We start from the raw sequence: 26,446 nt of genomic DNA, 5'->3' as shown, positions 1-26,446 counted from the left end.
CGTGGCGGCCAGGGACGTCACCGAGGTCCGCGGTCCTGGCACCCGCGGCGGCTCACCCACACCTGGCGCAGGTGAGGCCCGCTCGGTGGGCCTGGTGCTCGGCAGTGCGGTGTCGTTGCAGGTGGGTGCGGCGTTCGCGGTGGTCCTGCTCGCCCGGATCGGCCCGGTCGGAGCGGTCACCCTGCGGATGGTTCTCGCCGCCGCCATCGTGTGGGCGCTGGTGCGGCCGCGGCTGCGTCACCTCGACCGGCGCGACCTCCTCGTCGGCGTCGCGTTCGGGCTGGTCCTGGTGTTGATGAACACCTGCTTCTACTCCGCGGTGGCCCGGCTGCCGCTCGGCGCCGCGGTCACGATCGAGTTCCTCGGCCCGCTCGGCCTGGCGGTGGCGACGTCGCGTCGGGTGCGGGACCTGCTGTGGGTCGGGCTGGCCGGCGCCGGGGTGTTCCTGCTGGGCGAGACCGGGTTCGAGCCGCTGGACCCGACGGGCGTCGCGTTCGCGCTGGGCGCTGGCGTGTGCTGGGCGGGTTACATCCTGCTCGGCGCCCAGGCGGGGCGGCGCCTCGGTGGTACGAACGCCCTGGCGGTCGCGCTCGCCGTCGCCAGCGTCGCGATCGTTCCGGTGGCCGCGTTCACCTCCGGACCCGAGCTGGTGCAGCCGGGTACGCTCCTGCTGGGACTCGGCGTCGCCGTGCTGTCCTCGGCGCTGCCGTACTCCCTGGAGCTGGCCGCGCTGCGCCGGATCCCGCCGCGGACGTTCGGGGTGCTGATGAGCCTGGAGCCGGCAGTGGCCGCGTTCGTCGGGTTCGCCGTCCTGCGGCAGCGGCTCACCGGCTGGCAACTCCTCGCGATCGCCCTGGTGGTCCTCGCCAGCGTCGGCGTCACCCGCGCCGGGCCGGCTGCGGCGGCGACCCGCACCGCCGAACCCGTTCCGAACGTGTCCCGCACAGGCCCGGGCGTGTCCAGCACAGACCTGAGGGGGCCGAAGCCGTGACCGAGGTCCCGGAGAGTGCGGTCGTGCGGGTGGTGTGCCCCCGCTGCGGTGGCACCGGCGTGGTCATGGCCGAACGCTCGGCGGTCGAGCTGCACGGCGACCGTGCCGGGACCGGCCTGGTCCGCCGGCCCTGCGGCACCTGCGACGGCGAGCTCTGGCTGCCCGGCGTCGCCGGCTTCGCCTGACCGACCGCTGCCCAGCCGGTGACCGACCGTCTCGTCAGCGTTCGTCGCGCAAGGTTTCGTCGCGCATGGTGAGGATGTACGTCGCGATCAGCGCGACCACCCGGTCCTCGTCCCGGGACAGCTCCGCCAGCGCCCGAGCTGCCGCGTCTCCCGGAATGTCCGCGAGCGCCTGCGTCAGCCGCTGACGAGCCGGCGAACCGGCGCCATCCTCGGCAAGGCGGCCGGTGAGCCTGGCGACGATCCGGTCCGCCGACGCCGGATCGTTCGCCAGCGCACTCAGCGCGTCGGCCGCGACGACGTCGTTCACCTCCTCGACGATCATGTCGACGAGCGTGGGGACCGCATCGGCCACTCCCCGTGTCCCGAGCGCCAGCGCCGCGCTCCGGCGGACCGCGAGGTCCGCGTTCGTGAGCGCGTCCCTCAGCAGTGCGGTCGCCTCGGCGTCCGGAATCTCGGCGATCGAGTCGACCGCCCGCTTGCGCACCTCGGCCGCCGGCGAGCCGAGCCCCTCGGCCAGCAGCGCCAGCCCGCGATCACCTCCGCCCCCGCCCTCGCCGGACCGGGCCAGCGCCCATCGAAGGGCTCCCGCGACGCTCGGGTCGGACTCGCTCAGCGCCGCCTCGACCAGAGCCTCCACCGGCACCGGAACCTCCCCCGTCGAGGACAGTGCCGCGCGCTGGCGCTTCCCGGCGCTGTCGGATCCCAGCCCCTGTAGGAGAGCGACGATCCGGAGTACGTCCTCCCAGCCGGCGGGGCCGGCGGCACCGATCCGCCGGAGCCGGGTGAGGAGTTCCAGCTCGGCGGCGACGCGTTCTCGCGTACGGCGGACAAGGTCGTCGACCAGCTCACCCGGCCGGAAACCGGGCTCGTCCAGCGCCTGCCCGACCTCACGCAGCGACAGTCCCAGCGACCGCAGGATCTCGACGTGCAGGATTCGCCGGAGGTCCTCTCCGGAGTACTCCCGGTAGCCGGCGTCGGTCCGGCCCGTCGGCCGCACCAGGCCGAGCGACTCGTAGTGCCGGAGCATCCGGGCACTGACCCCGGATCGCCGGGCCACGTCACCGATCAACACCGCCGCCACCCCTCCTGGCCGTCATCCATCCTGGCCATCACCGCTCCCGGCCGTCACCGTTCCCGGCAGGTCAACCCTCCTGGCTGGTCGGCCCCAGGGCGGCGACCCGCTTCGCCTCCTCGACCGCGAGCTCGAATCCGGCGTCCGGGTCGCACCACAGCCGTTCCGTGACGACCGCGTGCTGCCGTACCCGAGAGTCCGAGGCCGTCATCGCGGCCCGCAGGGTCGGCATCATCCCCTCACCGAGCGCGATCAACGCCCGGCTGAGGCTCAACCGCGTCTCCCGGTCTCCGCGCCCGAGCTGGGTCGCCAGCACCGCGGCCAGCGCTGCCTCCTCACCGTCGGGCACGAGTACGACGGCGGCCCGCCAGGCGGCGCGCGCGACCTCGTCGTCGGTGTCGGTCAGCAGCGCCCGGGTGATCGCCGGCCACGCCTGCCGGTCCCCGATCTTGGACAGCGTGTGCAGTGCCTGGCTTCGCGCCTGGGGCCGCTCGGAGCGGAGTTCGTCCATCAGCTTCGGAACCGTGATCGACGGCGAGTGGCGGGTGAGCGCCCAGGTGAGCATCTCGCGTACGTGGAACTCGGGCTCGACCGCGCATCGCTCGACGAGCTTTCCGACGAACCGCGGGTTCGGGTTCGTGCCCACGGCCAGCGCCGCCTGCACCCGCACCGACGCGCCGGCGTGCTCCAGCGCCCGGAAGGCCCGCGTCGCGTACGTCTCCTGCCGCGGTGCCGGCTCCAGGTCCTGCGTCGATCCCTGCGCCGGCTCCTGCATGGTCATCGGGACCACCTCCCCGCCACAGTGAAGACGTTGTCACTGTGTCAAGGTCAAGCGGAGCCGGCGCGCGGGGCGCGCCCTCACGCGGCAAGTGCCGGGCGAACGAACGAGACGAACGAGACGGGCGGGCGGCGCGGACGACCTCGGCGGACCAGGGTGGATACCCCGGACCACGATCGAGAGATCGTCCGCACCGCCCGCCCGTCAGTCCTGGCCGTCAGTCCTGGCCGTCAGTCCTGCCCGTCAGCCCTGTGAGGCGAGTGCGGTCAGGTCAGGACCAGCGGTCCCGCAGCTTCGGCAGCACGTCCCGGGTGAACAGCTCGAGGAACCGCCGCTGGTCGTTGCCGGGCCCGTGGAAGACGAGCTCGGTGAAGCCGAGGTCGACGTACGGCGCGACCCGCTCGACCACCTCGTCGGCGTCGTCGGTGACGATGAACCGCTTCGTCGCGATCAGCGGGTCCTCGTCGGCGAGGCGCTCCAGCTCCAGCGGGTCGTCGACGCCTTGCTTCTGCTCCGCGCTCAGCCCCAGCGCCGCCCACCAGGTGCAGGCTTCCTTCGCCGCCTGCAGGTCGGTGTCGTACGACACCTTGATCTCGATCTGGTGCGGGAACTTGCCCGGGTCGCGACCGGCCGCCCTGGCCGACTCGGCCACCTGGCCGAGGACGTTCTCGTACAGCTCCGGCGGCTTTCCGCTGGTGGCGATCACACCGTCACCGATCCGGCCGGCGAGCTTGCCGGCCAGCGGCCCGCCCGCGGCGACATAGATGGGCAGCGGCACGTCGGGGTGTTCGTACACCGACGCCTTGTCGGTCCGGTAGTACTCGCCCTCGAACGTCACCCGGTCCTCGGTCCACAGCTTCCGGATCAGCGTCACCGCCTCGGCCAGCCGGGCCCGCCGCTCCTTGCCGCCCGGCCATGCCGAGCCGGTGGCCGGCACCTCGTTCATCGCCTCACCGGTGCCCACGCCGAGGAAGACCCGGCCGGGCGCGAGCTGGTCGATGGTCCCGAATCCCTGGGCGACCACGGAGGGGTGGTAGCGCAGCATCGGGGTGAGCACGCTGGTCCCCATCTCGATGCGTTCCGAGGCCTGGGCGAGGGCGCCGAGCCAGCTGAACACCAGCGGCGCGTGCCCTCCGTGATGGCGCCAGGGCTGGAAGTGGTCGGAGACCGCCACGATGTCCAGGCCGAGTCGCTCGGCCAGCAGCGCGTAGTCGAGTAGTTCCCGGGTGCCGAACTGCTCCGCCGACGCCTTGTAGCCGTATTTCACTGCGCTCCCCTTCCGCCGTTCACGCTGGTCTTCCGCGGTCCCGCCCGCCGCGCGGCGTTCGCGGACCGCGTGATACCCCTTCGTCAGTCTGGCACGCTAGAGCCAATGGACCTTCAGCAGGCGAGAGTGCTCCGCGACCTCCTGGCCGACACCCGATGGTGGGACCGCACCCGGGCGTTCGGCGCCGCGTTGCGTACGTCGACAAGGACTCCCGGCGGCCTGCTCCTCGTCGGCCCGCCCGCCGCCGAGCCGTGGCACCTCACCGCGCACCTCGACGACGAGGCGAGGTACGCCCAGCTTCCCGAACTCTCGCCAACCCTGGTGCGCTGGAACCCTCCGCCGGACGCGCCGCGGCACCTGTCGGTCGGACTGGACCGGCTGGCCGCCGCCCGGCGCGGTGAGTCCCTGCTGGTGGTCGCCGAGTCCGCGCCGGAGTCCCTGCTCGAACGCGTCCAGGACGTACGCCGGGCGGGTGCCACCATCTTCGCCATCGACACCGGCCGGACCGAACTCGCGGGTCTCGCCCACGAAATCCTTTCCGTGGACTCGACTATTACCGACACAGGACCTGTGGACGATGGGACGTTCGGCTTTCCACCGGACGGAGATGCTGCCGGCGCCAATTCCGAATCCGCGTGGAAATCCCCGATCGGTGCGCCGGTCTCCTTCGACAGTGCACAGCATCTGCTCAGCATCGCGGCCGCCGAATCCGCGTCCGGCACGCGTGGTTCGGGCGGCCCCAGGGGCACCGGCGCGGGCAGTGCGGACGCCGGGGGAATGCGCTCTCGCCTGGCCAGACTCCTCGATCTGATCTCCGGGCCGAGTTCCTGAACGCACTTCACCGCACGTCCGCGCACCATCGGATGACCGGCGTACGAGGAACAAGAATCCCGAGCGCCCGGAGAAATTCAGCAAAGCTCTGTCGGGCAGAAATCGTTAATCCTCAAGAAAGCACGAGTGCGCGACCGGTAGTCGAGAAGTTGCTGTCTCCCTTGTGGTTTACGAAGCCGCCGAATGTTGCAGATCCCCTCCAGATGGCGGGGTCACGTCCTTGCCATAGCAACGGTCCGGTCAATACCGGATGTCCCCTCAGAGGGAGGCAGTGCGGTGCCCACCACAGCGACATCAGCAAGAAAGACCGCGGCCCGGTCCATCGCGAAGCGGACCACGGCTGCCAAGCGGACCGCCTCGACGGTCGCGCGCAAGGTCACCAAGCGGGTCACGGGGAAGTCGACCTCGCCGGCGGTCAAGCGAACGACAGCGAAGCGGACCACAGTCAAGCGGGCCACCGCGGCCCGGAAGACCACGGCCAAGAAGTCGCCGGCCAAGCGCGCCACCGCCAAGCGGACGACGGCGAAGCGCGCACCGGCCAAGCGGACCGCGGCGAAGCGGACCACGGCCAAGAAGACCACGGCCAAGAAGACCACGGCTCGCAAGACCGCGGCCAAGAAGACGACTGCGCGCAAGACGACGGCCAAGAAGGCCGCCGCCAAGCGGACCACGGCCAAGCGCGCCACCGCCAAGCGGACCACGGCCAAGCGCACGACCGCCAAGAAGACCGCGGCGAAGCGCACCACGAAGAAGGCCACAGCCAAGCGGGCTCCGGCGAAGAAGTCGACGGCGAAGCGGGCTCCCGCCAAGAAGTCGACCGCCAAGCGCGCGCCGGCGAAGAAGGCGGCCGCCAAGCGGGCCACGGCCAAGCGGACCACGGCCAAGCGCGCCACCGCGAAGCGCACGACGGCCCGGCGGACCACCACCGGGACCCGGAAGACGGCGACGCGCGGACGCACGCGGGCGGCATCGATGGACACTGCCATGCCCATCGACATGCCCGTCGACACCGACACCATGATGCCGATGGTGCGGCCGGCGAGCTCGCCCCGCTCGACGCGTCGAGGCTGAATCCGCTGCCTGGGTGTGGAGGCGTGACTGCTGGCACGCCACCACACCCATCGGCACGGGTGGAGCGCCTCCGCCGGTCCGGTCGGCTCGGCCGACACGGCGTCCGACGGGATCGGGCGAGCCGGCCGGACTCCGCACCCGGCGGGATCGGGACTCAGCGTCCGGCAGCGGTCACTTGTCCTCGTCGTCGTCGGACCAGTTGGGGTCGTGATCCCACGACTCGTTGCGCTCGGCCACCTTGTCCAGCGCCCGCTCCGCCTCGGCCCGCGAGGAGTAGGGGCCGAGCCGGTCGGCGGCCTTGCACCCCTCCTCGGGCTCGACGGTGTGGTGCCGCAGACAGAAGTACCATTCCGGGTGCTCGGTGCTCATGACCCGAGCTTTCCCCAGCCGGGCGGTCCCGGCAACTCCTGACGATGCGTACCCCGGGGCGTCGTAGACTCCGGGAATCATGGGCACTCTCGCACCGGCCACCATCTCACCGCGTCGTTCCGTACCCCGCACCATCGAACGCCCGGAATACGTCGACCGGAGCGGTCCGAGCCCGTTCACCGGCTCGGAGGTCAAGGATCCCGGCACCGTCGCCCGGATGCGGGTCGCCTGCCGGCTCGCCGCCCAGGCGCTGCAGGAGGTCGGGCGGCACGCGAAGCCAGGTGTCACCACAGACGAACTCGACCAGATCGGGCACGAGTTCCTGGTCGCGGCCGGTGCCTACCCCTCCACGCTCGGATACCGCGGTTTCCCCAAGTCGCTGTGCACCTCGGTCAACGAGGTCATCTGCCACGGAATCCCGGACTCCCGTCCGCTGCAGGACGGCGATCTGGTCAACGTCGACATCACCGCGTTCCTCGACGGCGTACACGGAGACACCAACGCGACGTTCTTCGTCGGCGACGTGGACGAGGACAGCCGGCTGCTGGTCGAACGCACCCACGAGTCGATGATGCGCGGTATCAAGGCGGTTCGCCCCGGCCGCCAGGTCAACGTGATCGGCCGGGTGATCGCGTCGTACGCCAAGCGGTTCGGCTACGGCGTGGTGGAGGAGTTCACCGGCCACGGCATCGGCACCGCCTTCCACTCCGGGCTGATCATCCCCCACTACGACGAGCCGCGGTTCGACACCGTGATCGAGGCCGGGATGACCTTCACCATCGAGCCGATGCTCACCCTCGGCACGCACGAGTGGGACATGTGGGACGACGGGTGGACGGTCGTCACCAAGGACCGCGGGCGGTCGGCGCAGTTCGAGCACACCGTGCTGGTGACCGAGCAGGGCGCCCAGATCCTCACCCTGCCGGACGCCCCGGAGTCCTGACCGCCGCTGTTGCCCTGACCGCTCAGCCGGTGAAGCCGGTCCGGGCCCACAGGCCGACCCGCAGGCCGGGCACGCCCACGGTCCGCAGGTGCCGCAGGCCGGTGACGCCGGCCGGGTCGCCGTGCTGCCAGTCCGGCTGCACCACCCACACCCGGCGTACGTCGTCGGGCAGTCGCCCGTCCAGCCAGCGGGGTACGCAGCGCGCCTGGCGCAGGTAGTACGGCAGCGTCTGCACGGTGGAGACCGTGCGCTGTACGCCGTCGCCCGGGCGGCAACCGGCGGCGACCACCCCGGCCGCGGACCGGATGTCGGGCCCGTGCCCGGTGACGCCGCGTACCTGCGCGAGCGAGGACCAGGCCACCGTGCCGGCGAGGGCGACAACCACGGCGAGGCCGGCAGCCGTCGCCGCGATCGTCCTCCCCGGCGGGGAGTCCGTCGTACGCGACCTGCCGGGGGCGGCGAACGCCGAAGAGGCCAGCAGCGCCAGGGCGGGTGCGCACACCAGCAGGTAGCGCGGAAGGAACACCGGCGTGACCAGGCCGAGGGCCGCCAGCGCGAGCGGCGGGACGGCCAGCCAGCACAGGGAGGCGACGAGGAGCCGGCCTCGTTCGGCACGTGCAGGACCGCGGGTCGCCCTCAGCGCACCGGCCACCGCCAGTGCGCCGAGCAGCAGGAGGTACGCACCGCCGCCGGCCATCGCGACGAAACTGTCGAGCAGAACGGACCGGCTGGTGGGTGGGATCCAGGAGACCGTCGCCCGCTGACCGAACGCCGCCACCGCGACCAGGGCGGGCAGCACCAGCCCGGCGCCGGTGGCGAGGACGTACGCCCGCCACGGCGCCCCGCTTCCCTGCGGACCGGGTCCCTGCGCACCGGCCTGCTGCGGATCGTCTCCCCGGGTCCGGCGAGTTCGCCCGGATGCTGCCGACACGAGCAGCGGGTGTGCGACCAGGACGACCAGCGCGACCACGTGCACGACCCCGAGCGCGGCCGACGCCACGGCGTACGCGATCCACCAACGCCGCGCCGACCCTGCCGACCGTGGCGACTCTGCCGACCCGGCCGCCCGCCACAGGCACCAGGCCGCGGCCACCGAGGCCAGCACGGCGAGCGCGTAGGGCCGCGCCTCCTGGGCGTACCGCGACGCCATCGGCGAAAGAGCCAGCAGCAGACCCGCGGCGACCCCAGCACCGCTCCCCCACCACCGCCGTCCCAGGTCGGCCAGCATCCCGACCGCGACCGCCATCGCGACCGCCGACGGGAGCCGCAGCCAGGCCTCACCGTCGCCGAACGACGTCCAGCCGTGCATGAACAGGTAGTAGGCGCCGAGTCCGGCGTCACGCTCGGCGAGGAACCCGAGCAGTCCGGACAGCGACCGGCCGGACTCGCCGGCGGTGGCGGCCTCGTCCAGCCACAGCGCCGGGGTGCCGATCCGGAACAGGTAGAGAACCAGCGCACCAAGGGCCGGCAGCACCGCCACCGCGAACGCCGTCAAGGGCGCCGGACGCGACGATGCGGGCGGCGCGGGCCGCATCTGCGCCACCACCCGCGTCACGCCCGCACCTCCACCCGTCGGCACCGCACCATCGGCAGGCACCGTCGGTGTCGTTACAGCTCAGCCTCACCGCGCCGAAGCTCGGCGACGATCTGCTCGGCGTCGCGCTGGGTCATGTCCAGCCGCCGAATCCACCAGTCGCCCGCCCTCATGTCCCAGATACCGTAGCCGTACTCGGTTTCTCGTACCTCGAATCGATCGCTCACCAGCTGCCCTCCCCATACCCAGTACCCCCAGGGTATCGAACGCGTGTTCGAACGCAAGCCCGGATCCCACACCGGACAGCGATCGCGCCCGGCCGGTGGCGGCGCCGCCCCAAGGAGGGCGGTCACGAACCCATCGCACACCCGTCGTGGTGAACGACTCGGAGCGGCCCGGAGTCACCGGCCAAACGGTCACGCTCCGGACACGGATGAACGAGCCGAGTCGGATTCACGCCTCGTTCGGCGCGGTTCGAGCCCGGCAGACCGGGCGATCGGGAGTTCGGGCCGGTCGGTCGGGAGTACGGCCGTACTCAGTCGTCACTCAGTCGTCGCGGCTCGTGCCGGAGTGCGCGACGACCAGGCGGGCGAGCTGCCGGGCCGCCGACCGCGCCCGGTCGCCGTCGGCGGACTGGATGGCCATCACCGAGACGGTGGTCCCGTCGTCCAGGTCGAGCTGCACCCAGGGGTCGCCGCGGCGCAGGTTGACCCGCACCACCTGGGCCCATTCCAGCGTGTGTGTGCGGGTCAGGTTGACGATGGTCAGCCCCGTCTCGTCCGCGCGCGCCCGCATCCGGCCGAGGCGGTACAGCCCGAACAGCAGCACCGCGAGGAACGCCAGCAGGGTCAGCGTCTGCGGCCAGCTGAACTTCGCCCGGATCTCGGCCGGGAACGCGATCCACAGGCCCGCCGCGGCGGCCGCCAGCAGGATGCCCATCGCCACCGCGACCACCAGGCCCAGCTGGGAACGCCAGGTGTGCGGCAGCGGCGGGACCTCCGGCCCGGCGCCGCCGCGGTCACCGCCACCACCGCGAGCACCGGCATGGTCACCGGCGTCGCCCGGATCGGGTTGGCGTACGGACATCGAGGGCACCGATCCGCTCACAGTCGGCAGGCGTGGATGCTGGTCACCAGGATGGCACGGGCGCCGGCGTTCCACAGCTCGTCCATCAGCCGCTGGGCGTCCGCGCGCGGCACCATCACCCGCACCGCGACCCAGCCCGACCGATGCAGCGGCGAGACCGTGGGACCCTCCAGGCCCGGCGCGATCCTGGACGCCTCGTCCACCTGGTCCGCGGCGATGTCGTAGTCCATCAGGACGTAGTCGCGGGCGACCAGCACACCCTGCAGCCTGCGCAGCATGAGGTCGAACCCCTCCGGGTCGGCCGTGCCGTTGCGCCGGATCAGCACGCCCTCCGACCGCAGGATCGGGTCGCCGAACAGCTCCAGGCCGGCCTGGCGGAGGGTGGCGCCGGTCTCCACCACGTCGGCGATGGCGTCGGCGACACCGAGCTGGATCGCGGTCTCCACCGCGCCGTCGAGGTGCGTCACGTGCGCGGTGACGCCGTTGTCGGCGAGGTAGCCCCTGATCAGTCCGGCGTACGACGTGGCGATCCGCAGGCCCTCGAGGTCGTGCACGGACTTCGCGGTCCCCGGCCGGGCGGCGAGGCGGAACGTCGACCGGGCGAAGCCGAGGGTGAGGACCTCGTTGGCGGGGGCGCCGGAGTCCAGCAGCATGTCCCGGCCGGTGAAGCCGGCGTCGAGGGTGCCCTCGCCGACGTAGACCGCGATGTCGCGGGGACGCAGGTAGTAGAACTCGATCTGGTTGTCGGGGTCGATCAGCACCAGCTCGCGGGAGCTGCCGCGCTGGCGGTAGCCGGCCTCGCGCAGCATCTGGGCGGCGGGCTCGGCCAGCTGACCCTTGTTCGGAATGGCCACACGCAACATGGTCGGACGCTCTTTCCTCAAGCCTGGAAGGAAACCCGGAGAGATTCTGGGAGTCCTGGGCGGTACTCGGTCGTCGGTCGGGGGTGAGGGCCGCTCACCCCTACAGATGCTTGTAGACGTCCTCGAGCTTCAGGTCGCAGGCGAGCATCAGCACCTGGGCGTGGTAGAGCAGCTGGGAGATCTCCTCCGCGGCGCGCTCACGGCCCTCGTGCTCGGCGGCCATCCAGGACTCCGCCGCCTCCTCGACGAGCTTCTTGCCGATGGCATGAACGCCCGCGTCCAGCGCCGCGACCGTGCCCGAACCCTCCGGGCGGGTGGCGGCCTTCGCGGCCAGCTCGGCAAACAACTCGTCGAACGTCTTCATTCGAATGGGTTCCTGGGATCCGGGGGCGTGCGGGGCGTATGAGGCGTACGGCAGTACGTGGGACGCGCCCCAGCCTATGGTCCGGTCCGTCGGCCGCTCAGGCCAGCCCCCGGCGGACCGCGTACAGCGCCGCCTGGGTCCGGTCGGCCAGGCCCAGCTTGGCCAGGATGGACGACACGTGGGTCTTCACGGTCTTCTCCGACAGCACCAGCGCCCGGGCGATCTCCCGGTTGGACCGGCCGTGGGCGATCTCGACCAGTACCTCCCGTTCGCGTTCGGTGAGGGCCCCGCCGGCGCGTTCGGCCGGATCCTCCCCGCGGAGAAGCGCGTCGGCCACCTCGGGTTCGAGGAGCACCTGGCCCGCGTGCACGGCCCGGATCGCCTGCGCGAGCGCCTCGGGATCGACGTCCTTGAAGAGGTAGCCCGCCGCGCCCGCCCGCAGCGCCGGCACCACGGTGGCGGGTTCGGTGAACGAGGTGAGGACGAGAACCCGCACCGTGCTCCCCCGGTCGCGCAGCATCCGCAGCGCCGACACGCCGTCCACGCCGGGCAGCTGCAGGTCGAGCAGCATCAGGTCCGGCCGCAGCGTCTCGGCCAGCTCCACCGCGGCGCCGCCGTCGCCGGCCTCGCCGACCACCTCGATGTCGTCCTGGATGTCGAGGAACGTCCGTAGGCCGTGTCGTACGACCTGGTGGTCGTCGACGACGACGACCCGGATCGGACCGGCCGGCCGGGCGGCGTCCGGCGCGCTCTCGGGGGCACTGTCACTCATGGGGGCACTGTCACTCATGCGGAACCTCCAGCCGAAGTGTGGTGCCCGCGCCGGGACGGGAGTCGACCCGGAGCCGCCCGCCGGCCTGCCGGGCGCGTTCACGCATCGACGCCAGGCCGAGGTGGTGGCCGCCGTCGCGGGCCGGGTCGCCGTCGAACCCCTTCCCGTCGTCGGACACCACGAGCACCACCTCGTGGTCGGACGTGGTCAGGTCGATGTTCACCGTCGCCGGCTCGGCGTGCCGCAACGCGTTGTGCAACGCCTCCTGAGCCACCCGGAACACCACGTCCTCCACCTCGCCGGGTAGCTCGCAGCGGCCGTCGCAGTCGGAGTCGAAGCTGACCCGGACCGGATAGGCGCGCGAGACCACCGCGACGTGCTTGCGCAGTGCCGGCACCAGGCCGTCCTCGCGCACCGCGGGCGGGCGCAGCTCGGTCACCACGGCCCGCAACTCGTCCAGCGCGGAGCCGGCGAGTTCCTTCACCCGGGCGAACTGTTCGCGCGCACGGTCGCGATCCCCCTTCACCGTAAGGGCTTCCGCGGCACCGACGGTCAGGCGCAGGCTGAACAGCTTCTGCGCCACCGCGTCGTGCAGGTCGCGGGCGATCCGGGCGCGTTCCTCCACCAGGGTGAGCTCCCGGTCGCGTTCGAACATCCGGGCCCGGGTGAGCGCGATCGCGGCGTGCGCGGCGAGGATGCCGAGCAGGCGTTCGTCCTCGTCGCCGAACACCCGCGCGTCCGGCCCGTTCGCGACGTAGATGGCGCCCATGATCTCTCCCCGGTCGACGATGGGTACGCCGAGGAAGCCCCGCATCGGCGGGTGGGCGGCCGGCCAGCCGGAGAAGCGCGGGTCGGCCTGGACGTCCTCGGCGCGGTAGGGCCGGGCCTGCGCCATCATCACGCTCAGCAGGCCGTGCGCGCGGGGCAGCGGACCGATCGCCTGCCACTGCTCGGGGCTGATCCCACTGGCGTAGAACTCCGCGAACCGGCCGCGCTCGTCCGGCAGGCCCAGGGCGGCGTACTCCGACCTCACCAGCGAGCGTGCCGACTCCACGATCATCTGCAGCACCTCGCGGGTCGCGGTCTGCTCGGTGATCGCGAGCAGCGCGCGCGACAGCGCCTCGAGATCGTCCCGCCGCGAGCCGTCGGCGGGGTCTGGGCGCTGGTCGGGGCGCTGGTCGGGGGTGGACACGTTCCGAACGCTACTCGCCGACCGGGCCTATCGGACCGGCCACGCCGCCCCGTCGCTGGTCCTAGGCCCATCGGCGGAGACCGGTCCGATCCGCGGGCCGATGGCCCGGGCCGCCGGCGCTCCTAGCGTCGGGACCAGCGCATCGAAGCAGGCGGTTCCCGACCAGCGAGGAGCCGCCGGAACCCTGACCATCCGGAGGTACGCCATGCCTGTCGCCCTCGTCACCGGAGCTTCCCGCGGCCTCGGGCTCGCCCTCGCCGGCGGGCTCGCCGACCGTGGCTGGTCCCTCGTCGTCGACGCCCGCAACGACGCCCCGCTGCGCGACGCGGCGGCCGAGCTGACCAGCCGGGCCGGCCCGAGCGCGCGGGTGGAGGCCCGCGCCGGTTCGGTCGGCGACGCCGCCCACCGTGCCGACCTGGTGGCCGCCGCCCGCGATCTCGGCGGCCTGGACCTGCTGGTCAACAACGCCGGCCTGCTCGGCCCCAGCCCGCTTCCGTCGCTGGCGACGCTCGGCGCTCCGGCGTACCGGGAAGTGCTGGAGGTCGGCGTCGTCGCCCCGCTCGCCCTCACCCAGCTGGCGCTGCCGCTGCTGCGCGAACGGTCCGGCGCCATCGTGAACGTCACCAGCGACGCGGCCGTGGAGGCCTATCCCGGCTGGGGTGCCTACGGCTCGGCCAAGGCGGCGCTGGAGCACTGGTCCCGCGTCCTCGCGGTCGAGCTCGCCGAGGCCGGTGACGACGTGCGCGTGTGGTGGGTGGACCCGGGCGACCTGCGTACCCAGATGCACCAGGACGCCTTCCCCGGCGAGGACATCTCCGATCGGCCGCTGCCGGACACGGTGGTGCCGGCGTTCGTCCGGCTGGCGACCGAGCGGCCCGCCAGCGGCCGCTACCGCGCCACGGATCTGCTCACCGAGGTGGCGGCATGAGCAGTAGCACGAAGACCGGGGTCCAGGCGACCCGGACCGCGCCCACCATCCTCCCGGCGCCCAGGGTCGACTTCGTTCTCCCGCCCGAGCTGGAGGCGCACGAGCCGCCGGAGGCCCGCGGCCTGAGCCGGGACGGCGTGCGGCTGCTGCTCGGCCGCGGCGACGGTTCCGGCGACGGGCCGGCGAACGAGGTCGCGCACCACAGCTTCGTCGACCTGCCACGGCTGCTCGAACCCGGCGACGTCGTGGTCGTGAACCGGTCCGGCACCCGGCCCGCCGCCGTGGACCTGCCCCCGGGACCCGACGGCACCGGGACGGGCGAGCGGCGCAGCGTGCACTTCTCCACCCTCGCCGCCGACGGTTCGTGGCTGGTAGAGCTCCGCCGCGGCGACGGCCCCGACCCCGGCGGCCGGCCGGGTCAGCGGGTCGACCTCCCCGGTGATCGGCAGGGCGGCGCCGCGCTGGTGCTCCGCGAACGGCACCGGTCCGGCCGGCTGTGGCATGCCGTACCGATCCTTCCGTCCGGGGTTCCCGACGTACCGGCGTATCTCGCCCGGCACGGCCGCCCCATCCGGTACGGCTACGTCGGCCGGGAGTGGCCGCTGCACGCCTACCAGACGGCGTTCGCCACCACGCCCGGAAGTGCCGAGATGCCCAGTGCCGGGCGGCCGTTCACACCGGAGGTGGTGACCGAACTGGTGGCCCGCGGCATCCTCGTGGTGCCGATCACCCTGCACACCGGCGTGGCGTCCGCGGAGTTCCACGAGCCGCCGTACGCCGAGTGGTTCGAGGTGCCGGCCGCGACGGCCGCGGTGGTGAACGACGCCAACCGGCGCGGCGCCCGGGTGGTGGCGGTCGGCACGACGGTGGTGCGCGCGCTGGAGTCCGCGGCGCACGGACCCTGGGTGCGCGGCGCCTCCGGCTGGACCGAGCTGGTGATCACCGCCGAGCGCGGGGTCGCGGTGGTGTCGGGACTGCTCACCGGGTTCCACGAGCCGCAGGCGTCGCACCTGCTGATGCTGGAGGCGATCGCCGGGCCGGATCTCGTACGCCAGTGCTACTCGGCCGCGGTGGACGGCGGCTACCTGTGGCACGAGTTCGGCGACGTCAACCTGCTGTTGCCCTGACCGGCAACCTCGTGCACGCACCGGTCCGAAACGCAGTCCAGGACCGGACCCCGGGGCCGCCGAACGGGGCGAGTCGGCCTAGGTTCGAACACGTGAGCGTACTGACCCCGAACACCACGGTCCTGTTCATCGGCGACAGCGTCACCGACGCCGGCCGGGAGCGTTCCGACCCGAACGGCCTCGGCGGCGGGTACCCCCGCCTCGTCGCCGAGACCTACACCAGGGCGCGGCCCGGCGACGGCGTGCGGTTCCTCAACCGCGGCATCAGCGGCAACCGGGTCCGCGACCTGCGCGCCCGGTGGCAGGAGGACTGCCTGGATCTCACCCCGGACGTGGTGTCGATCCTGATCGGGATCAACGACACCTGGCGCCGCTACGACAGCGGTGACGCCACCTCGGCGGACGACTTCGCCCGCGACTACGACCACATCCTGGCCCGGACCACCGACGCGCTGCCCGCCCGGCTGGTGCTGGTGGAGCCGTTCCTGCTGCCGGTGACGGCGGGCCAGCACGGCTGGCGGGAGGATCTGGACCCCAAGCTCGAGGTGGTCCGCCGGCTGGCCAAGGAGTACGCCGCGACGCTGGTCCCGCTGGACGGGCTGATGGCCGGGGCCGCCGCCGACCGGGAGGCGACCGACCTCGCCGCCGACGGCGTACACCCCACCGACGAGGGGCACGCGCTGATCGCCCGGTCCTGGCTGGAGGCGACCACCTCCTGAGGACGCGGACAGGCGCCGCGCACGGTGCGCGGCGCCTGTCCGATCGAACTCGTTCGGCTTTCGGGACCTGCGGCGGTCAGGCGCCCATCGCGTGGTAACCGCCGTCGACGTGGATGATCTCTCCGGTCGTCTTCGGGAAGAAGTCCGACAGCAGCCCGACGACCGCGCGGCCGGTGGCGTTGCTGTCGGTCGGGTCCCAGCCGAGCGGCGCCCGCTCGCTCCAGACGTTCTCCACCTTCTCGATGCCGGGAATGCCGCCCGCGGCGATCGTCTTGGTGTAGCCCGCGGAGACGAGGTTGACCCGGATGCCCTTCGGCCCGAGGTCGCGGGCGAGGTAGCGGGCGCAGGACTCCAGCCCTGCCTTCGCCACCCCCATCCAGTCGTACGCCGGCCAGGCCACGGTGGCGTCGAAGGTGAGGCCGACGACCGACGACCCCTCCTTCATCAGCGGCAATGTGGCCATCGTGAGCGACTTCAGCGAGTACGCCGAGACCTGCATCGCCGTAGCGGCGTCGGCCCAGCTGGTGTTGAGGAAGTTGCCGCCGAGCGCGTCCTGCGGGGCGAACGCGATGGAGTGCACCACGCCGTCCAGCCCGTCGACGTGGGACCGCAGCGCGTCGGCCAGCCCCGCCAGGTGTTCCTCGTTGGTGACGTCGAGTTCGAGCACCGCCGGCTCCACCGGCAGCCGCTTGGCGATCCGCCGGGTGATCGCGAGTGCCCGGCCGAAGTTGGTGATGACCACCTGCGCGCCCTGCTCCTGCGCGACCTTCGCGACCGCGAAGCCGAGCGAGGAGTCCATGGTCACGCCCGCGACCAGGATGCGCTTGCCCTCGAGGATCCCGCCCATGTCTTAGTGCCCCATCCCTAGTCCGCCGTCCACCGGGATGACGGCCCCGGTGATGTATGCCGCCTCGTCGCTTGCCACCCAGCGGATCACCCGCGCCACTTCCTCGGTGCTGGTGTACCGGCCGAGCGGGATCTGCTTGAGGTACTGCTTTTGTAGCTCGTCGGAAAGCTCGGCCGTCAGGGCGGTTTCCACAAAACCCGGGGCCACGACATTGGCGGTGATTCCCCGCGAACCCAGCTCGCGGGCGATGGACCGGGCCATGCCGACCATGCCGGACTTGCTGGCCGCGTAGTTGACCTGGCCGGCGCCGCCGAACAGCCCGACCACCGACGACACCAGCACGATCCGGCCGCGGCGCAACCGCAGCATGCCCTTCGCGGCCCGCCGGGCGAAGCGGAAGGCGCCGGTCAGGTTGGTCTCGATGACGCTGGACCAGTCCTCGTCGCTCATCCGCAGCAGCAGGGTGTCGCGGGTGATGCCGGCGTTGGCCACCAGCACCTCGACCGGCCCCTGCTTCTCCTCGACCTCGGCGAACGCCGCCTCCACCGTCTCCGGCTCGGTCACGTCGCACTTCACCGCCAGGAAGCCCTCCGGGGGCTCCCCGCCTCGGTAGGTGATCGCGACGTCGTCGCCGGCCTCGCGAAACGCCTGCGCGACAGCGAGTCCGATGCCGCGGTTCCCCCCTGTCACCAGCACGGATCGACCCACGTACGCCTCCCTGGTCAGCTGCCGTCCTTCGATCCCAGGCACGCTAGCAGCCCGGGTGTCGATCATCGGTCCAGGCACGGTGGGCGTCGCCATCCGGACAGCGCCTCGGACGGAACCTCGGGCGACGCGGAAACTCCCGGCGACCGGCGGAACTGCGGAAGAGAGACGGAACAATGGCCGTCATGACCTCCGTGCCTCCCACTCCTCGTCCGGACGCACCCACTCCCGTTCCCGTGGCGGCGTCGGCCGCCGTGACGGCCCCGCCGGTCGAGCCCCGCGACCTCGAGGCGGCGGCCCGGGCGGTGCTGCCGGCGCAGGTGTACGACTACATCGCCACCGGCTCCGGGGTGGAGGAGACGCTGGCCGCCAACCTGGCCGCCTGGCGGGAGCTGGCCCTGGCGCCGCGGGTGCTGCGTGACGTGGGCAGGGTGGACACCTCCACGACCGTGCTGGGTACGCCGGTCAGCTCGCCGGTCCAGGTGGCCCCGACCGGCTACCAGCGGCTGGTGCATCCCGACGGCGAGCTGGGCACGGCCACCGGCGCCGCACACGCGGGGTCCCTGCTGGCCCTGTCCACCCGGGCCACCGCGACGTTCGGCGAGCTCGCCGGCGCGGCCGGGCCGTGGTGGCTGCAGCTGTACGTCCTCCGCGACCGCGACCTCACCGCGACCGTGGTCGAGCGGGCCGCGGCCGCCGGTGCGAGGGCGCTGGTGCTGACCGTCGACACGCCGTACGTCGCGAAGAAGGCGCGGTCCACGGCGTTCCCGCCCGCCGCGGTCTCCCCCGTGCTCGTCCCGGAGCTGCGCGCCCGCGGGGACGAGGGCGTGTGGCAGGACCCTGGGGTGACGTTCGCCGACCTGGCCTGGCTGGCCGAGGTGTCCGGCCGGCTGCCACTGGTGGTGAAGGGCGTGGTGCGCGGCGACGACGCCCGCGCCTGTGCCGACGCGGGCGCGGACGCGGTGTGGGTGTCCAACCACGGTGGCCGCCAGCTGGACGGCGCCGTACCCACCGCGCGTGCGCTGGCCGAGGTGCGGGCCGCGCTGCCGGAGGAGGTGGAGGTGTACGTCGACGGCGGGATCCGCACCGGCCGCGACGTCGTCCGCGCGCTGGCCCTCGGCGCCACCGCGGCCTTCATCGGCCGGCCGGCGGTGTGGGCGCTGGCCACCGGCGGCGCCGCCGGGGTGCGCGACCTGCTGGTGGCGATGCGGGCCGACCTGGAGGAGACGCTCGCCCTGTGCGGATGCGCGTCGATCGCCGACGTCACGCCCGACCTGCTGCGCCCGGCTCACCCTCACCGGTAGGCGCGCGACTGCAGGCCGTACAGCTCGGCGTACAACCCGCCGTGCTCCATCAGCTCGGCGTGGCTGCCCTGCTCCAGCACCCGCCCGCGCGACAGCACGACGATCAGGTCGGCCATGCGTACGGTCGAGAACCGGTGCGAGACCAGCAAAGTGACGGTGCCCTGGCGCGCCCCGCTGCGCGCGGCCGCGGCGAAGCGTTCGAACATCGCGTGCTCGGTCTGCGGATCGAGCGCGGCGGTGGGCTCGTCGAACACCACCAGCAGCGGGTCGGTGCGCATCAGGCCGCGGCCGAGCGCCAGCCGCTGCCACTGGCCGCCGGACAGGTCGACCCCGCCCTCCCAGGACGTGCCGAGCTGGGTGTCCAGGCCGTTCGGCAGCGCCGTCAGCACCCCGCTCGCGCCGGCGCGTTCCAGGCCGGCCAGCACGGCCGCGTCGTCGTCGACCCGGCGCAGGTCGGCCACCCCGACCGCCTCCCGGGCGGTGAACTCGAACGGCACGTGGTCCTGGAACGCCGCACTCAGCCGGGACCGCCACTCCTCCACCGGGAAGTCCGCCAGCGGCGTACCGTCCACCAGGATCGCCCCTGCGTCCGGACGGTAGAAGTCGCACAGCATCTTCACCAGGGTGGTCTTCCCGGCGCCGTTCTCGCCGACCAGGGCGACGACCTTGCCGGCCGGCAGCCGCAGCGACAGCCGGTCCAGCACCTTCCCGCCGGTGTCGGGGTAGCCGAACGACACGTCGCGCACCTCGATGCCCTCGCGCAGCCGGGTCGGCACCGCCGCCGGGTGGGCCGGGACGTACGCCTCCTTCGCCGCGTAGTCCTCCAGCCAGAGCAGCCGCAGCCCGACCTTCAGCACGTGCATGAGACTCGTGCCGTACGAGACGGCCGTGGACACGATCGAGGTCAGCTGCGCCGCCAGCCCGATGGCCAGCACCACGTCGCCGGGGGTTGCCTGCCCGCGCACGGCGAGGACCAGCACGAACGCGATCGCGGTGACGTACGCCGCGGCGAACACCAGCGCGTCCACCGCACCCAGCACCGCGCCCCGCCAGGTGGCGCGGTTGCGTTCGGCGACGACGCGGCCGGCTACTTCGTCGTGGCGGGCGCGGAGCTCGCCGGTGAGCCCGAAGACCCGCAGCTCCTTACCGGCCGAGGCGGAGGTCGCGACGTCGAACAGGTGCCGGCGCAGGCGTTCGGGCTCGGTGGTCACCTCCTGCGCGGCGACGTCGAGGTCCCGGGCCCGCCGGCCGATCACGATGGACACGACCGCGACCAGTGGCAGCGCCAGCAGCGCAGGGTGCACCCGGCCCAGGAGCACGCCGGCCCCCGCCAGCGACACCAGCGACCGCAGCATCCCGGCGGTGGCGTTCACCATCGTCCCGAGGGAGCGGCTCTCCTCCCGGATGCGCTGCACCTGGTCGAGGTACTCCGGGCGCTCGTGGTGCGCCAGGCCGTCCACCCCGCCGAGCAGCACCATCAGCCGCCGTTCGGCGTAGGCCTGGGCCCGTTCGATCACGCCGAACACGCAGTCGCAGTAGTAGAAGACGTTGACCAGGCTGACCGCGACCACACCGGCGAGCAGGCCGGCGGCCCACAGCGCAGGTCCCAGGTCGCGGGCCATCGCGGCGTCCACGACGAGTTTCGCGCCGTACGCCAGCACCACCGGCACCAGCGCCTCGATCACACCGGTGACCAGCTGGAACGTCGCTCGCCAGGGTGCCGCGCGGAACCCGATCGCCATCGTCATCCGGTAGGCGCGTAGTGCCTCACGCATGGGTCTGCGTCCCTTCTCCGGTGGCCGCGAGCCCCTGCCCGTCAGCCGAGTGCGCGGTCTGTTCGTCGAGGAACCTCGAGGCCTGCAGGGTGAACATCTCGGCGTACCGCCCGTCCAGGTCCATCAGCTCCTCGTGGCTGCCGTCCTCGACCACGCCGCCGTCGGCGAGGACGACGATCCGGTCGGCCCGGCGTACGGTCGAGAAGCGGTGCGAGATCAGGCACGTGGTGAGCCCCTCGGTGAGCTCCAGGAACCTCTCGTACAGCTCCGCCTCCGCGCGCACGTCCAGCGCGGCGGTCGGCTCGTCCAGGATCAGCAGCCGGGCGCCGGCCTGCACCGCGAACATCGCCCGGGCGAGCGCGATCCGCTGCCACTGGCCGCCGGACAGGTCGACGCCGCCGGTGTACTCCCGCGACAGCACGGTGTCGAAGCCGTGCGGCAGCGACTCGACCAGGTCCAGGACGCCGGCCTTGTGGGCGGCCGACCGCAGCCGGTCCTCGTCGTGGGCGTACGCCGGTGCGCCGAGCCCGATGTTGTCGCGTACGGGCAGGTGGTAGCGGGCGAAGTCCTGGAAGAGCACGGCCACCTGGTCCCGCCACGCCGCGGGGTCCAGGCCGGCGAGGTCGTGGCCGTCCACCAGCAGCCGCCCCTCGGTCGGCGCGTACAGGCCGCACAGCAGCTTGACCAGCGACGTCTTGCCGGCGCCGTTCTCCCCCACGATCGCCAGCGACCGGCCGGCCGCGATGGTGAGGTCGAGTCCGTGCAGGGCGGTACGCTCGCCGCGCGGGTACCGGAACGTCACGTCGTCGAACCTGACGTCGGTACGCGGGCGGTCCCGTCCGGTCGCCGACGCGGTCGGCTCGACGACGGTGACCGGCGCCCGCGAGGAGCCACCGCTTGCGTCCGAGTAGCCGCCCGGGCCACCCAGCCGGGCGTCCAGGGCGAGCACCTTCGGCACCGTCACCGCGGCGTAGGACAGGTAGACGTTGCGGTCGTCGAAGGCGGTGTAGGAGTTCACCCCGGCGAGCGCCTGCGTGTAGATCGCCACCGCCGCCACGGACAGGTCGCCGCGGGTCGCGGCCCAGGCCAGCAGTCCGTACGACACGGCGTTGACCGCCAGCACCGCACCGCTGGCCCCGAACAGCACGCTCCCCCGTGGGCTGCGCACCTTCCACACCGGCGCCATCGCGGTGTACCACGCGCGTTCGAACGCGGCGACCAGCCAGCCGAGCATCCCCCACACCCGCACCTCCTTGCCGGCGGCGGGTCCGAGCGCGACGTCGCGGAGGTACTCGGCACGGCGCAGGGCGTCGCTGCGGCCGTAGCCGACCTCGCCGACGCGGAGGTACTCCTGCTGCATCGCGAACACCACGATCGGCCAGACCACCAACCACAGCAGGCCGATCCACCAGGAGAAGAACAACAGGACCACGGCCGAGCCGAGCGCCTGCAGCCAGGACGGCAGGACGTAGCCGAGTCCCTCGACCGCGAGACCCGGCCGCTGCGCGTCGGCGCCGAGCCCCTTGACCAGGCGTACGTGCGCGAGGACGTCGGGGTCCTCCAGGTGCGCGATCCCGCCCGGGCGGCCGACCGCGGCGAGCACGCGATCCTGCAGGTAGCGGTCGGTCTCCCGGCCGAGCGTCATCGAGACCGCGCGCAGCAGCGGCGCGACGAAGCGCTGCACCACGATCAGCACGCCGACGGCGACGAGCAGGTCGAGCGTCCGGTGGCCGGCCGCGGAGTCCAGTCCGCCCCGGACAGCCGCCGGGATCGAGCCCACCAGCAGGCCGGTCAGCGCGATGGCGGCCACCGGAAGCGCGGCGGCCAGCAGGACACCCACCCCCAGCAGGACGGACAGCCGCCGGCTCACCGAGGGCAGCAGGCGCAACAGGATCGGAATGCCCCGAATCGACTCGAAACCGGGCCAACGGCGCGGAAGCGCACGAACTCGTTCGGCCAATGTCATGACGGCAGCATGGCGTCACAAAGACGTCATGTCAACGTCAACAAGGCGTCAGCCAGCGCCACTTCGATGTCAGGGCGCGGGAGGTTCGCTTAAGGGCGCCGGCGAGCGCAGGCGACCAGGGCCGGACAGCCAGGCCGCCGGGCCACCGCTCACGCGGCGTCGCGAACGTAGGCTCCCCACGTGATCTCGGCCCCGCGCGTCCTCACCCTCGACACCACCGTCACAACCGCCGACGGGACCGCGCTGGCGACCGACGTGACGGTCGCCGACGACGGGCAGCAGCACCCGGCGGTACTGGTCCGCACCCCCTACGGCCGCGCGTCCGCCCGGGCCGCACACGACGCGGTCGGCCTGGCCCGGCTCGGCTTCGCGGTCGTCACCCAGGACGTCCGCGGGCGCTGGGACTCCGCCGGGCAGTTCACGCCGTTCCGGTCCGAACGCGACGACGGCGCGCGCACCGTCGCCTGGTGCGCCACCCAGCCGTGGTCGGCCGGCGCGGTCGCGATGATCGGCGCCTCCTACAACGGCTTCACCCAGTGGCTCGCCCTGGCCGACCGCCCCGCCGGGCTGCGGGTGGTCGCGCCGGCCGTGGCCGGGCCGCGGATCCGGTCGGCGGTGTACGAGGGCGGCGCGCTCCAGCTCGGCGTCTTCTCCTCCTGGACGTTGGGGATCGGCGCGCTCGGCAGCAACCTCGACGACGGCGTACGCCAGGCGGCGGTCGGGGCACTGGACACCTGGCCGGCCTCCCTCCCCCAGGCCGAGAAGACCCTGGCGGCGATCAGCCCGGACTGGCAGAACTGGCTGAGCTCCACCGGCGCCGCGTCCGGCGCCGCCGCCGGCTCGGGCGATGCCGCGGGCGACCCGTGGGCCGAGCTCGACGCCACCACCAGCCTCGACGGGGCCGGCGCCGACGTCGCCGGCTACCACCTCGCCGGCTGGCACGACCTGTTCTGCGAGAACACCATCGCCGGCTACTCCCTGCTGGCCGGCGACGACGGGCGGGCGGCTCATCGCCAGCGGCTGGTCGTCGGCCCGTGGTCGCACCTGTCGATGTTGCGGCGGACGACCGGGCAGCTCGACTTCGGCGTCGCCGCGATGGGCGACTTCAACGGGCTGTTCGAGGAGCAGTCCGGCTTCCTCGCCGCGGGCCTGGCCGGTGGGGACGTGCCGCACGGCGTACGGGTCTACGTCATGGGTGCCAACCGGTGGCTCGACCTGGCGGCCTGGCCGCCCCCTTCGAACGAGACCGCCTTCTATCTCGCCGCCGACGGCCGGCTGGACCGGCCCACACCTCAGGAGTCGGGCGCCGACCGCTACCGCCACGATCCGGCCGACCCGGTACCCACCAACGGCGGGCGCACCCTGCATCCCGTACTCCCCGAGGCAGGTCCGCGCGACCAGCGCGACGTGGAACGCCGGCCGGACGTGCTCGTCTACACCGGCGACGTGCTCAACCAGGACCTGACGGTGCTCGGCACGGTCCGCGCGCACGTGGTGTTGGAGTCGACGGCACCGGTCGCCGACGTCACGGTGAAGCTGGTCGACGTGCACCCGGACGGCACCGCGATGTCGGTGGTCGACTCGATCCAGCGGGTGGAGCCGGCAGCGGGTGGGAGCACCGAGGTGGAGGTGACCGTCGGGTCGACCGCGATGACATTCCGGGCCGGGCACCGGATCCGGGTGGAGATCGCGTCGTCGAACTACCCGAGGTTCGACCTGTGCCCGGCCGGTGACCAGGCTGTCCACCGCGGCGGCCGGGCGGCGTCGCGGATCGTCCTTCCCACGTACGCCGGAACGCTGTAGGGCCTGTCCCGGCGGCTCCTCACAGCCAGCCGTTGGCGTCGGCGATCCGCACCGCCTCCGCGCGGGTACGCGCACCTGTCTTGCCGATGGCGCTGGACAGGTGGTTGCGTACGGTCCCCTCCGACAGCACCAGCGCCCGGGCGATGTCGGCGACCGTACCGCCGCCGCGGGTCTCCAGCAGCACGTCGCGTTCCCGCGCGGTCAGCGGGCTCTCCCCCGCCGTGAGCGACTCCACCGCCAGCGTCGGGTCCACCACCCGCAGCCCCTGGTGCACCCGCCGGATGCTGTCGGCGAGCTGGGACGCGGGGGTGTCCTTCACCACGAACCCGCTCGCGCCCGCGGCCAGCGCGCGGCGAAGGTAGCCGGGCCGGCCGAACGTCGTGACCACCAGCACCCGGCAGTCCGGCAGCGCCGCCCGCAGCTCCCGGGTGGCGGTGATCCCGTCGGCACCGGGCATCTCCACGTCCAGCAACGCCACGTCGGGTTTGGTCTCCCGCGCGCGATCCACCACCTCGTCGCCCCGGCTCACCTCGCCGACCACCTCCAGGTCGGCCTCCAGCGACAGCAGTGCGGCGAGCGCACCACGGACCAGGTGCTGGTCGTCGGCGAGCAGGATCCGGATCTGCCCGCTCACGCGGGCACCTCCGCCCGCAACGCGAACCCGCCCTCGGGCAGCGGACCGGCGGTGAGGCTGCCACCGGCGGCGCGGACTCGCTCGGCCAGGCCGACCAGTCCGTGTGAGGAGGAGGTTTCGTCGAATCCGTCGGAGAGGTTGAACGGCCGCTCGACCGATGCCTGGCCGGCCTGTTCGTGACCGTTGCGGATCCGGCCGTCGCGACCCTTGCCGGAACGCGACCCGCTCCCGTCGTCGACGACCTCCACACTGGTGGGCGTCAGCCGTACGGTGCAGGTCGCCGCCCCACTGTGCCGTACGACATTGGTCACGCCCTCGCGCACGACCCACCCGAACACCTCGCGCGGCGGGCCGGTCACCTCGTCGGCGGAGTTCGGCAGCACCGCCTCGATCCCGGCCGACTCCAGCGCGTGCCGGGCCTGGCTGAGCTCGGCGGCCAGGCTGGTGGCGCGGTATCCCGCGACCGTCGCCCGGACGTCGGCCAGCGCCTCCCGCGCCAGGCGTTCGACGTCGGCGATCTCGTCGGCGGCGCGTTCGGGCCGCTGCTCGATCAGCCGCCCTGCCAACTCCGCCTTGACAGTGATGACGGTGAGGCTGTGCCCGAGGATGTCGTGCAGGTCGCGGGAGAAGCGCAGCCGCTCGTCGGCGACGGCCAGCCGGGCGATCGTGCCCTGGGCCTCGCGCAACTGCCAGTTGCGCCGGAGCAGGCTGACGAACGCCGAGGAGGCCAGCGCTCCCAGCAGCACCGACATCGTGCCTTCCGGGGTGAGGTGCCATCCCGGCACGGCCAGCGGTGCCGCGATCGTCGCCGCGACGCATCCCGCCGTCCACCATGCCGACGTGCGCGCCGGGAGCTCGGCGGCACCGCCCGCGGCGAGGTAGACCAGACAGAACATGCCGTCCTCGCCGGCCAGCAGACAGAACGCGACGCACAGCGCCGCCAGAGTCACCAGCAACACCATCGCGCGCGGCTGATCGGCTCCCCGTCGCACCAACAAGAAGATCGGGACATAGGTCGCGCAGAACGCCACGGTGACCGCGGCGACGAGCAACTGCCCCTCCCAGGAGGGATGCCGCTCCAGTGCCGTCGACACCGGCGAAGCCAGGAAGACCAGCCACAGGGAGGCGCCGACGACGCCACGCCACCGTCCCAGGCGGCTCCGCCGGATCAATGCGGGCTCGCGGGAGTCGCCCGGGCCCGCGACGTCCGGGAAGCCGGCACCGGAGGACGCGGCCACCGGTCGACCGGCGTCCGGTCGATCGGGTGCCGCATCCTTGCCGTTCACGACTGGGGTCACGCTCATCGACTCCAGTTTGCGG

Annotated in this window: 27 protein-coding genes; 10 read left to right on the top strand and 17 right to left on the bottom strand. The window is 72.9% G+C overall.

Features of this window, described 5'->3' with window-relative positions:
* The first annotated feature begins 1 nt into the window (after window position 1).
* Both FHR37_RS06835 and FHR37_RS06830 read left to right on the top strand, forming a co-directional pair.
* Window positions 2-991: an EamA family transporter gene (locus tag FHR37_RS06835; protein ID WP_139238906.1), complete on the top strand. Its 990-nt coding sequence runs from the start codon at window positions 2-4 to the stop codon at window positions 989-991.
* The gene (locus FHR37_RS06830; protein WP_092882958.1) at window positions 988-1,176 is read left to right on the top strand and encodes a hypothetical protein; all 189 of its coding nucleotides are present in this window, start codon (window positions 988-990) and stop codon (window positions 1,174-1,176) included. The genes FHR37_RS06835 and FHR37_RS06830 overlap by 4 nt, the downstream gene beginning before the upstream one ends.
* Before the next feature lie 34 nt (window positions 1,177-1,210).
* Here the strand turns inward: FHR37_RS06830 and FHR37_RS06825 are convergent, their stop codons facing one another.
* The 3 genes from FHR37_RS06825 to FHR37_RS06815 all read right to left on the bottom strand — a co-directional run bounded on the left by FHR37_RS06825 (window position 1,211) and on the right by FHR37_RS06815 (window position 4,293).
* Window positions 1,211-2,248, bottom strand: coding sequence for a HEAT repeat domain-containing protein (locus tag FHR37_RS06825; RefSeq protein WP_092883208.1), 1,038 nt, complete (start codon window positions 2,246-2,248; stop codon window positions 1,211-1,213).
* Window positions 2,249-2,318: 70 nt separating this feature from the next.
* Window positions 2,319-3,029, bottom strand: coding sequence for a HEAT repeat domain-containing protein (locus tag FHR37_RS06820; protein ID WP_092882959.1), 711 nt, complete (start codon window positions 3,027-3,029; stop codon window positions 2,319-2,321).
* 268 nt (window positions 3,030-3,297) lie between these two features.
* Window positions 3,298-4,293: a TIGR03557 family F420-dependent LLM class oxidoreductase gene (locus tag FHR37_RS06815; RefSeq protein WP_092882960.1), complete on the bottom strand. Its 996-nt coding sequence runs from the start codon at window positions 4,291-4,293 to the stop codon at window positions 3,298-3,300.
* Window positions 4,294-4,398: 105 nt separating this feature from the next.
* Between FHR37_RS06815 and FHR37_RS06810 the strand changes: the two genes are divergently transcribed.
* Window positions 4,399-5,124, top strand: a complete 726-nt coding sequence (locus FHR37_RS06810; protein ID WP_175542463.1) for a hypothetical protein — start codon at window positions 4,399-4,401, stop codon at window positions 5,122-5,124.
* 276 nt (window positions 5,125-5,400) lie between these two features.
* Window positions 5,401-6,195: a histone H1-like repetitive region-containing protein gene (locus FHR37_RS06805; RefSeq protein WP_092882961.1), complete on the top strand. Its 795-nt coding sequence runs from the start codon at window positions 5,401-5,403 to the stop codon at window positions 6,193-6,195.
* Window positions 6,196-6,366: 171 nt separating this feature from the next.
* On the opposite strand, the gene FHR37_RS06800 is transcribed toward FHR37_RS06805, so the two are convergent.
* The gene (locus FHR37_RS06800; protein ID WP_092882962.1) at window positions 6,367-6,564 is read right to left on the bottom strand and encodes an SPOR domain-containing protein; all 198 of its coding nucleotides are present in this window, start codon (window positions 6,562-6,564) and stop codon (window positions 6,367-6,369) included.
* Window positions 6,565-6,643: 79 nt separating this feature from the next.
* Between FHR37_RS06800 and map the strand changes: the two genes are divergently transcribed.
* On the top strand, window positions 6,644-7,507 hold the full coding sequence (gene map, locus FHR37_RS06795) for a type I methionyl aminopeptidase (protein WP_092882963.1): 864 nt from the start codon (window positions 6,644-6,646) through the stop codon (window positions 7,505-7,507).
* Between the two features lie 22 nt (window positions 7,508-7,529).
* Here map and FHR37_RS06790 read toward each other — a convergent pair whose 3' ends face one another.
* The 7 genes from FHR37_RS06790 to FHR37_RS06760 all read right to left on the bottom strand — a co-directional run bounded on the left by FHR37_RS06790 (window position 7,530) and on the right by FHR37_RS06760 (window position 13,318).
* Window positions 7,530-9,062 (bottom strand): glycosyltransferase family 39 protein, encoded by a 1,533-nt coding sequence (locus FHR37_RS06790; protein WP_092882964.1) that lies wholly within the window; start codon window positions 9,060-9,062, stop codon window positions 7,530-7,532.
* Between the two features lie 53 nt (window positions 9,063-9,115).
* Complete coding sequence (locus FHR37_RS06785; RefSeq protein ID WP_175542464.1) at window positions 9,116-9,268, bottom strand: hypothetical protein; 153 nt, start codon at window positions 9,266-9,268, stop codon at window positions 9,116-9,118.
* A gap of 319 nt (window positions 9,269-9,587) precedes the next feature.
* Entirely contained in the window at window positions 9,588-10,148 is a 561-nt protein-coding gene (locus tag FHR37_RS06780; protein WP_237768720.1) for a PH domain-containing protein, read from the bottom strand.
* Window positions 10,145-10,990 (bottom strand): ATP phosphoribosyltransferase, encoded by an 846-nt coding sequence (hisG, locus tag FHR37_RS06775; protein WP_092882966.1) that lies wholly within the window; start codon window positions 10,988-10,990, stop codon window positions 10,145-10,147. Before hisG ends, FHR37_RS06780 begins: the two co-directional genes overlap by 4 nt.
* Window positions 10,991-11,090: 100 nt before the next feature.
* Window positions 11,091-11,354, bottom strand: coding sequence for a phosphoribosyl-ATP diphosphatase (locus FHR37_RS06770; RefSeq protein WP_092882967.1), 264 nt, complete (start codon window positions 11,352-11,354; stop codon window positions 11,091-11,093).
* Window positions 11,355-11,451: 97 nt separating this feature from the next.
* Entirely contained in the window at window positions 11,452-12,126 is a 675-nt protein-coding gene (locus FHR37_RS06765) for a response regulator (RefSeq protein WP_092882968.1), read from the bottom strand.
* Window positions 12,127-12,136: 10 nt separating this feature from the next.
* The gene (locus FHR37_RS06760; protein ID WP_092882969.1) at window positions 12,137-13,318 is read right to left on the bottom strand and encodes a GAF domain-containing sensor histidine kinase; all 1,182 of its coding nucleotides are present in this window, start codon (window positions 13,316-13,318) and stop codon (window positions 12,137-12,139) included.
* A gap of 205 nt (window positions 13,319-13,523) precedes the next feature.
* Here FHR37_RS06760 and FHR37_RS06755 point away from each other — a divergent pair, with 205 nt between their 5' ends.
* The 3 genes from FHR37_RS06755 (at window position 13,524) to FHR37_RS06745 (ending at window position 16,092) form a co-directional block, all read left to right on the top strand.
* Complete coding sequence (locus tag FHR37_RS06755; RefSeq protein ID WP_092882970.1) at window positions 13,524-14,246, top strand: SDR family NAD(P)-dependent oxidoreductase; 723 nt, start codon at window positions 13,524-13,526, stop codon at window positions 14,244-14,246.
* Entirely contained in the window at window positions 14,243-15,373 is a 1,131-nt protein-coding gene (locus FHR37_RS06750; RefSeq protein ID WP_092882971.1) for an S-adenosylmethionine:tRNA ribosyltransferase-isomerase, read from the top strand. The genes FHR37_RS06755 and FHR37_RS06750 overlap by 4 nt, the downstream gene beginning before the upstream one ends.
* A gap of 92 nt (window positions 15,374-15,465) precedes the next feature.
* The gene (locus FHR37_RS06745) at window positions 15,466-16,092 is read left to right on the top strand and encodes an SGNH/GDSL hydrolase family protein (protein WP_202818027.1); all 627 of its coding nucleotides are present in this window, start codon (window positions 15,466-15,468) and stop codon (window positions 16,090-16,092) included.
* A gap of 76 nt (window positions 16,093-16,168) precedes the next feature.
* Here FHR37_RS06745 and fabI read toward each other — a convergent pair whose 3' ends face one another.
* Both fabI and FHR37_RS06735 read right to left on the bottom strand, forming a co-directional pair.
* On the bottom strand, window positions 16,169-16,939 hold the full coding sequence (gene fabI / locus FHR37_RS06740; RefSeq protein WP_092882972.1) for an enoyl-ACP reductase FabI: 771 nt from the start codon (window positions 16,937-16,939) through the stop codon (window positions 16,169-16,171).
* 3 nt (window positions 16,940-16,942) lie between these two features.
* Window positions 16,943-17,647: a beta-ketoacyl-ACP reductase gene (locus FHR37_RS06735; RefSeq protein WP_175542465.1), complete on the bottom strand. Its 705-nt coding sequence runs from the start codon at window positions 17,645-17,647 to the stop codon at window positions 16,943-16,945.
* A 182-nt stretch (window positions 17,648-17,829) separates the two neighbouring features.
* Between FHR37_RS06735 and FHR37_RS06730 the strand changes: the two genes are divergently transcribed.
* Window positions 17,830-18,948 (top strand): alpha-hydroxy acid oxidase, encoded by a 1,119-nt coding sequence (locus tag FHR37_RS06730; protein WP_092883211.1) that lies wholly within the window; start codon window positions 17,830-17,832, stop codon window positions 18,946-18,948.
* Here the strand turns inward: FHR37_RS06730 and FHR37_RS06725 are convergent.
* Window positions 18,939-20,723 carry an ABC transporter ATP-binding protein gene (locus FHR37_RS06725; RefSeq protein WP_092882973.1) on the bottom strand — a complete coding sequence of 595 codons (1,785 nt, stop codon included), beginning with the start codon at window positions 20,721-20,723 and terminating at the stop codon, window positions 18,939-18,941. The genes FHR37_RS06730 and FHR37_RS06725 overlap by 10 nt on opposite strands.
* Window positions 20,716-22,689, bottom strand: a complete 1,974-nt coding sequence (locus FHR37_RS06720) for an ABC transporter ATP-binding protein (protein ID WP_092882974.1) — start codon at window positions 22,687-22,689, stop codon at window positions 20,716-20,718. Before FHR37_RS06720 ends, FHR37_RS06725 begins: the two co-directional genes overlap by 8 nt.
* Window positions 22,690-22,869: 180 nt before the next feature.
* On the opposite strand from FHR37_RS06720, the gene FHR37_RS06715 reads away from it, so the two are divergent.
* Window positions 22,870-24,492: a CocE/NonD family hydrolase gene (locus tag FHR37_RS06715; protein ID WP_092882975.1), complete on the top strand. Its 1,623-nt coding sequence runs from the start codon at window positions 22,870-22,872 to the stop codon at window positions 24,490-24,492.
* 19 nt (window positions 24,493-24,511) lie between these two features.
* Here FHR37_RS06715 and FHR37_RS06710 read toward each other — a convergent pair whose 3' ends face one another.
* Both FHR37_RS06710 and FHR37_RS06705 read right to left on the bottom strand, forming a co-directional pair.
* Window positions 24,512-25,126: a response regulator transcription factor gene (locus FHR37_RS06710; RefSeq protein WP_202818028.1), complete on the bottom strand. Its 615-nt coding sequence runs from the start codon at window positions 25,124-25,126 to the stop codon at window positions 24,512-24,514.
* A complete protein-coding gene (locus FHR37_RS06705; protein WP_092882976.1) occupies window positions 25,123-26,430 on the bottom strand; it encodes a sensor histidine kinase in 1,308 nt (435 codons plus the stop codon). Before FHR37_RS06705 ends, FHR37_RS06710 begins: the two co-directional genes overlap by 4 nt.
* Window positions 26,431-26,446: the final 16 nt, after the last annotated feature.

This window comes from Actinopolymorpha cephalotaxi (genome assembly GCF_013408535.1).
Lineage (GTDB): Bacteria > Actinomycetota > Actinomycetes > Propionibacteriales > Actinopolymorphaceae > Actinopolymorpha > Actinopolymorpha cephalotaxi.
The sequence above is the reverse complement of the archived record's forward strand: the minus strand, read 5'-3'. Positions and strand labels throughout refer to the sequence as shown.

Bases quoted from the DNA above. Each gene is read 5' to 3' on its own strand.
- FHR37_RS06820 (WP_092882959.1), bottom strand. From the start codon at position 3,029: ATGACCATGCAGGAGCCGGCGCAGGGATCGACGCAGGACCTGGAGCCG.
- FHR37_RS06810 (WP_175542463.1), top strand. From the start codon at position 4,399: ATGGACCTTCAGCAGGCGAGAGTGCTCCGCGACCTCCTGGCCGACACC.
- FHR37_RS06800 (WP_092882962.1), bottom strand. From the start codon at position 6,564: ATGAGCACCGAGCACCCGGAATGGTACTTCTGTCTGCGGCACCACACC.
- map (WP_092882963.1), top strand. From the start codon at position 6,644: ATGGGCACTCTCGCACCGGCCACCATCTCACCGCGTCGTTCCGTACCC.
- hisG (WP_092882966.1), bottom strand. From the start codon at position 10,990: ATGTTGCGTGTGGCCATTCCGAACAAGGGTCAGCTGGCCGAGCCCGCC.
- FHR37_RS06770 (WP_092882967.1), bottom strand. From the start codon at position 11,354: ATGAAGACGTTCGACGAGTTGTTTGCCGAGCTGGCCGCGAAGGCCGCC.
- FHR37_RS06765 (WP_092882968.1), bottom strand. From the start codon at position 12,126: ATGAGTGACAGTGCCCCCGAGAGCGCGCCGGACGCCGCCCGGCCGGCC.
- FHR37_RS06755 (WP_092882970.1), top strand. From the start codon at position 13,524: ATGCCTGTCGCCCTCGTCACCGGAGCTTCCCGCGGCCTCGGGCTCGCC.
- FHR37_RS06750 (WP_092882971.1), top strand. From the start codon at position 14,243: ATGAGCAGTAGCACGAAGACCGGGGTCCAGGCGACCCGGACCGCGCCC.
- fabI (WP_092882972.1), bottom strand. From the start codon at position 16,939: ATGGGCGGGATCCTCGAGGGCAAGCGCATCCTGGTCGCGGGCGTGACC.
- FHR37_RS06730 (WP_092883211.1), top strand. From the start codon at position 17,830: ATGACCTCCGTGCCTCCCACTCCTCGTCCGGACGCACCCACTCCCGTT.
- FHR37_RS06725 (WP_092882973.1), bottom strand. From the start codon at position 20,723: ATGCGTGAGGCACTACGCGCCTACCGGATGACGATGGCGATCGGGTTC.
- FHR37_RS06720 (WP_092882974.1), bottom strand. From the start codon at position 22,689: ATGACATTGGCCGAACGAGTTCGTGCGCTTCCGCGCCGTTGGCCCGGT.
- FHR37_RS06705 (WP_092882976.1), bottom strand. From the start codon at position 26,430: ATGAGCGTGACCCCAGTCGTGAACGGCAAGGATGCGGCACCCGATCGA.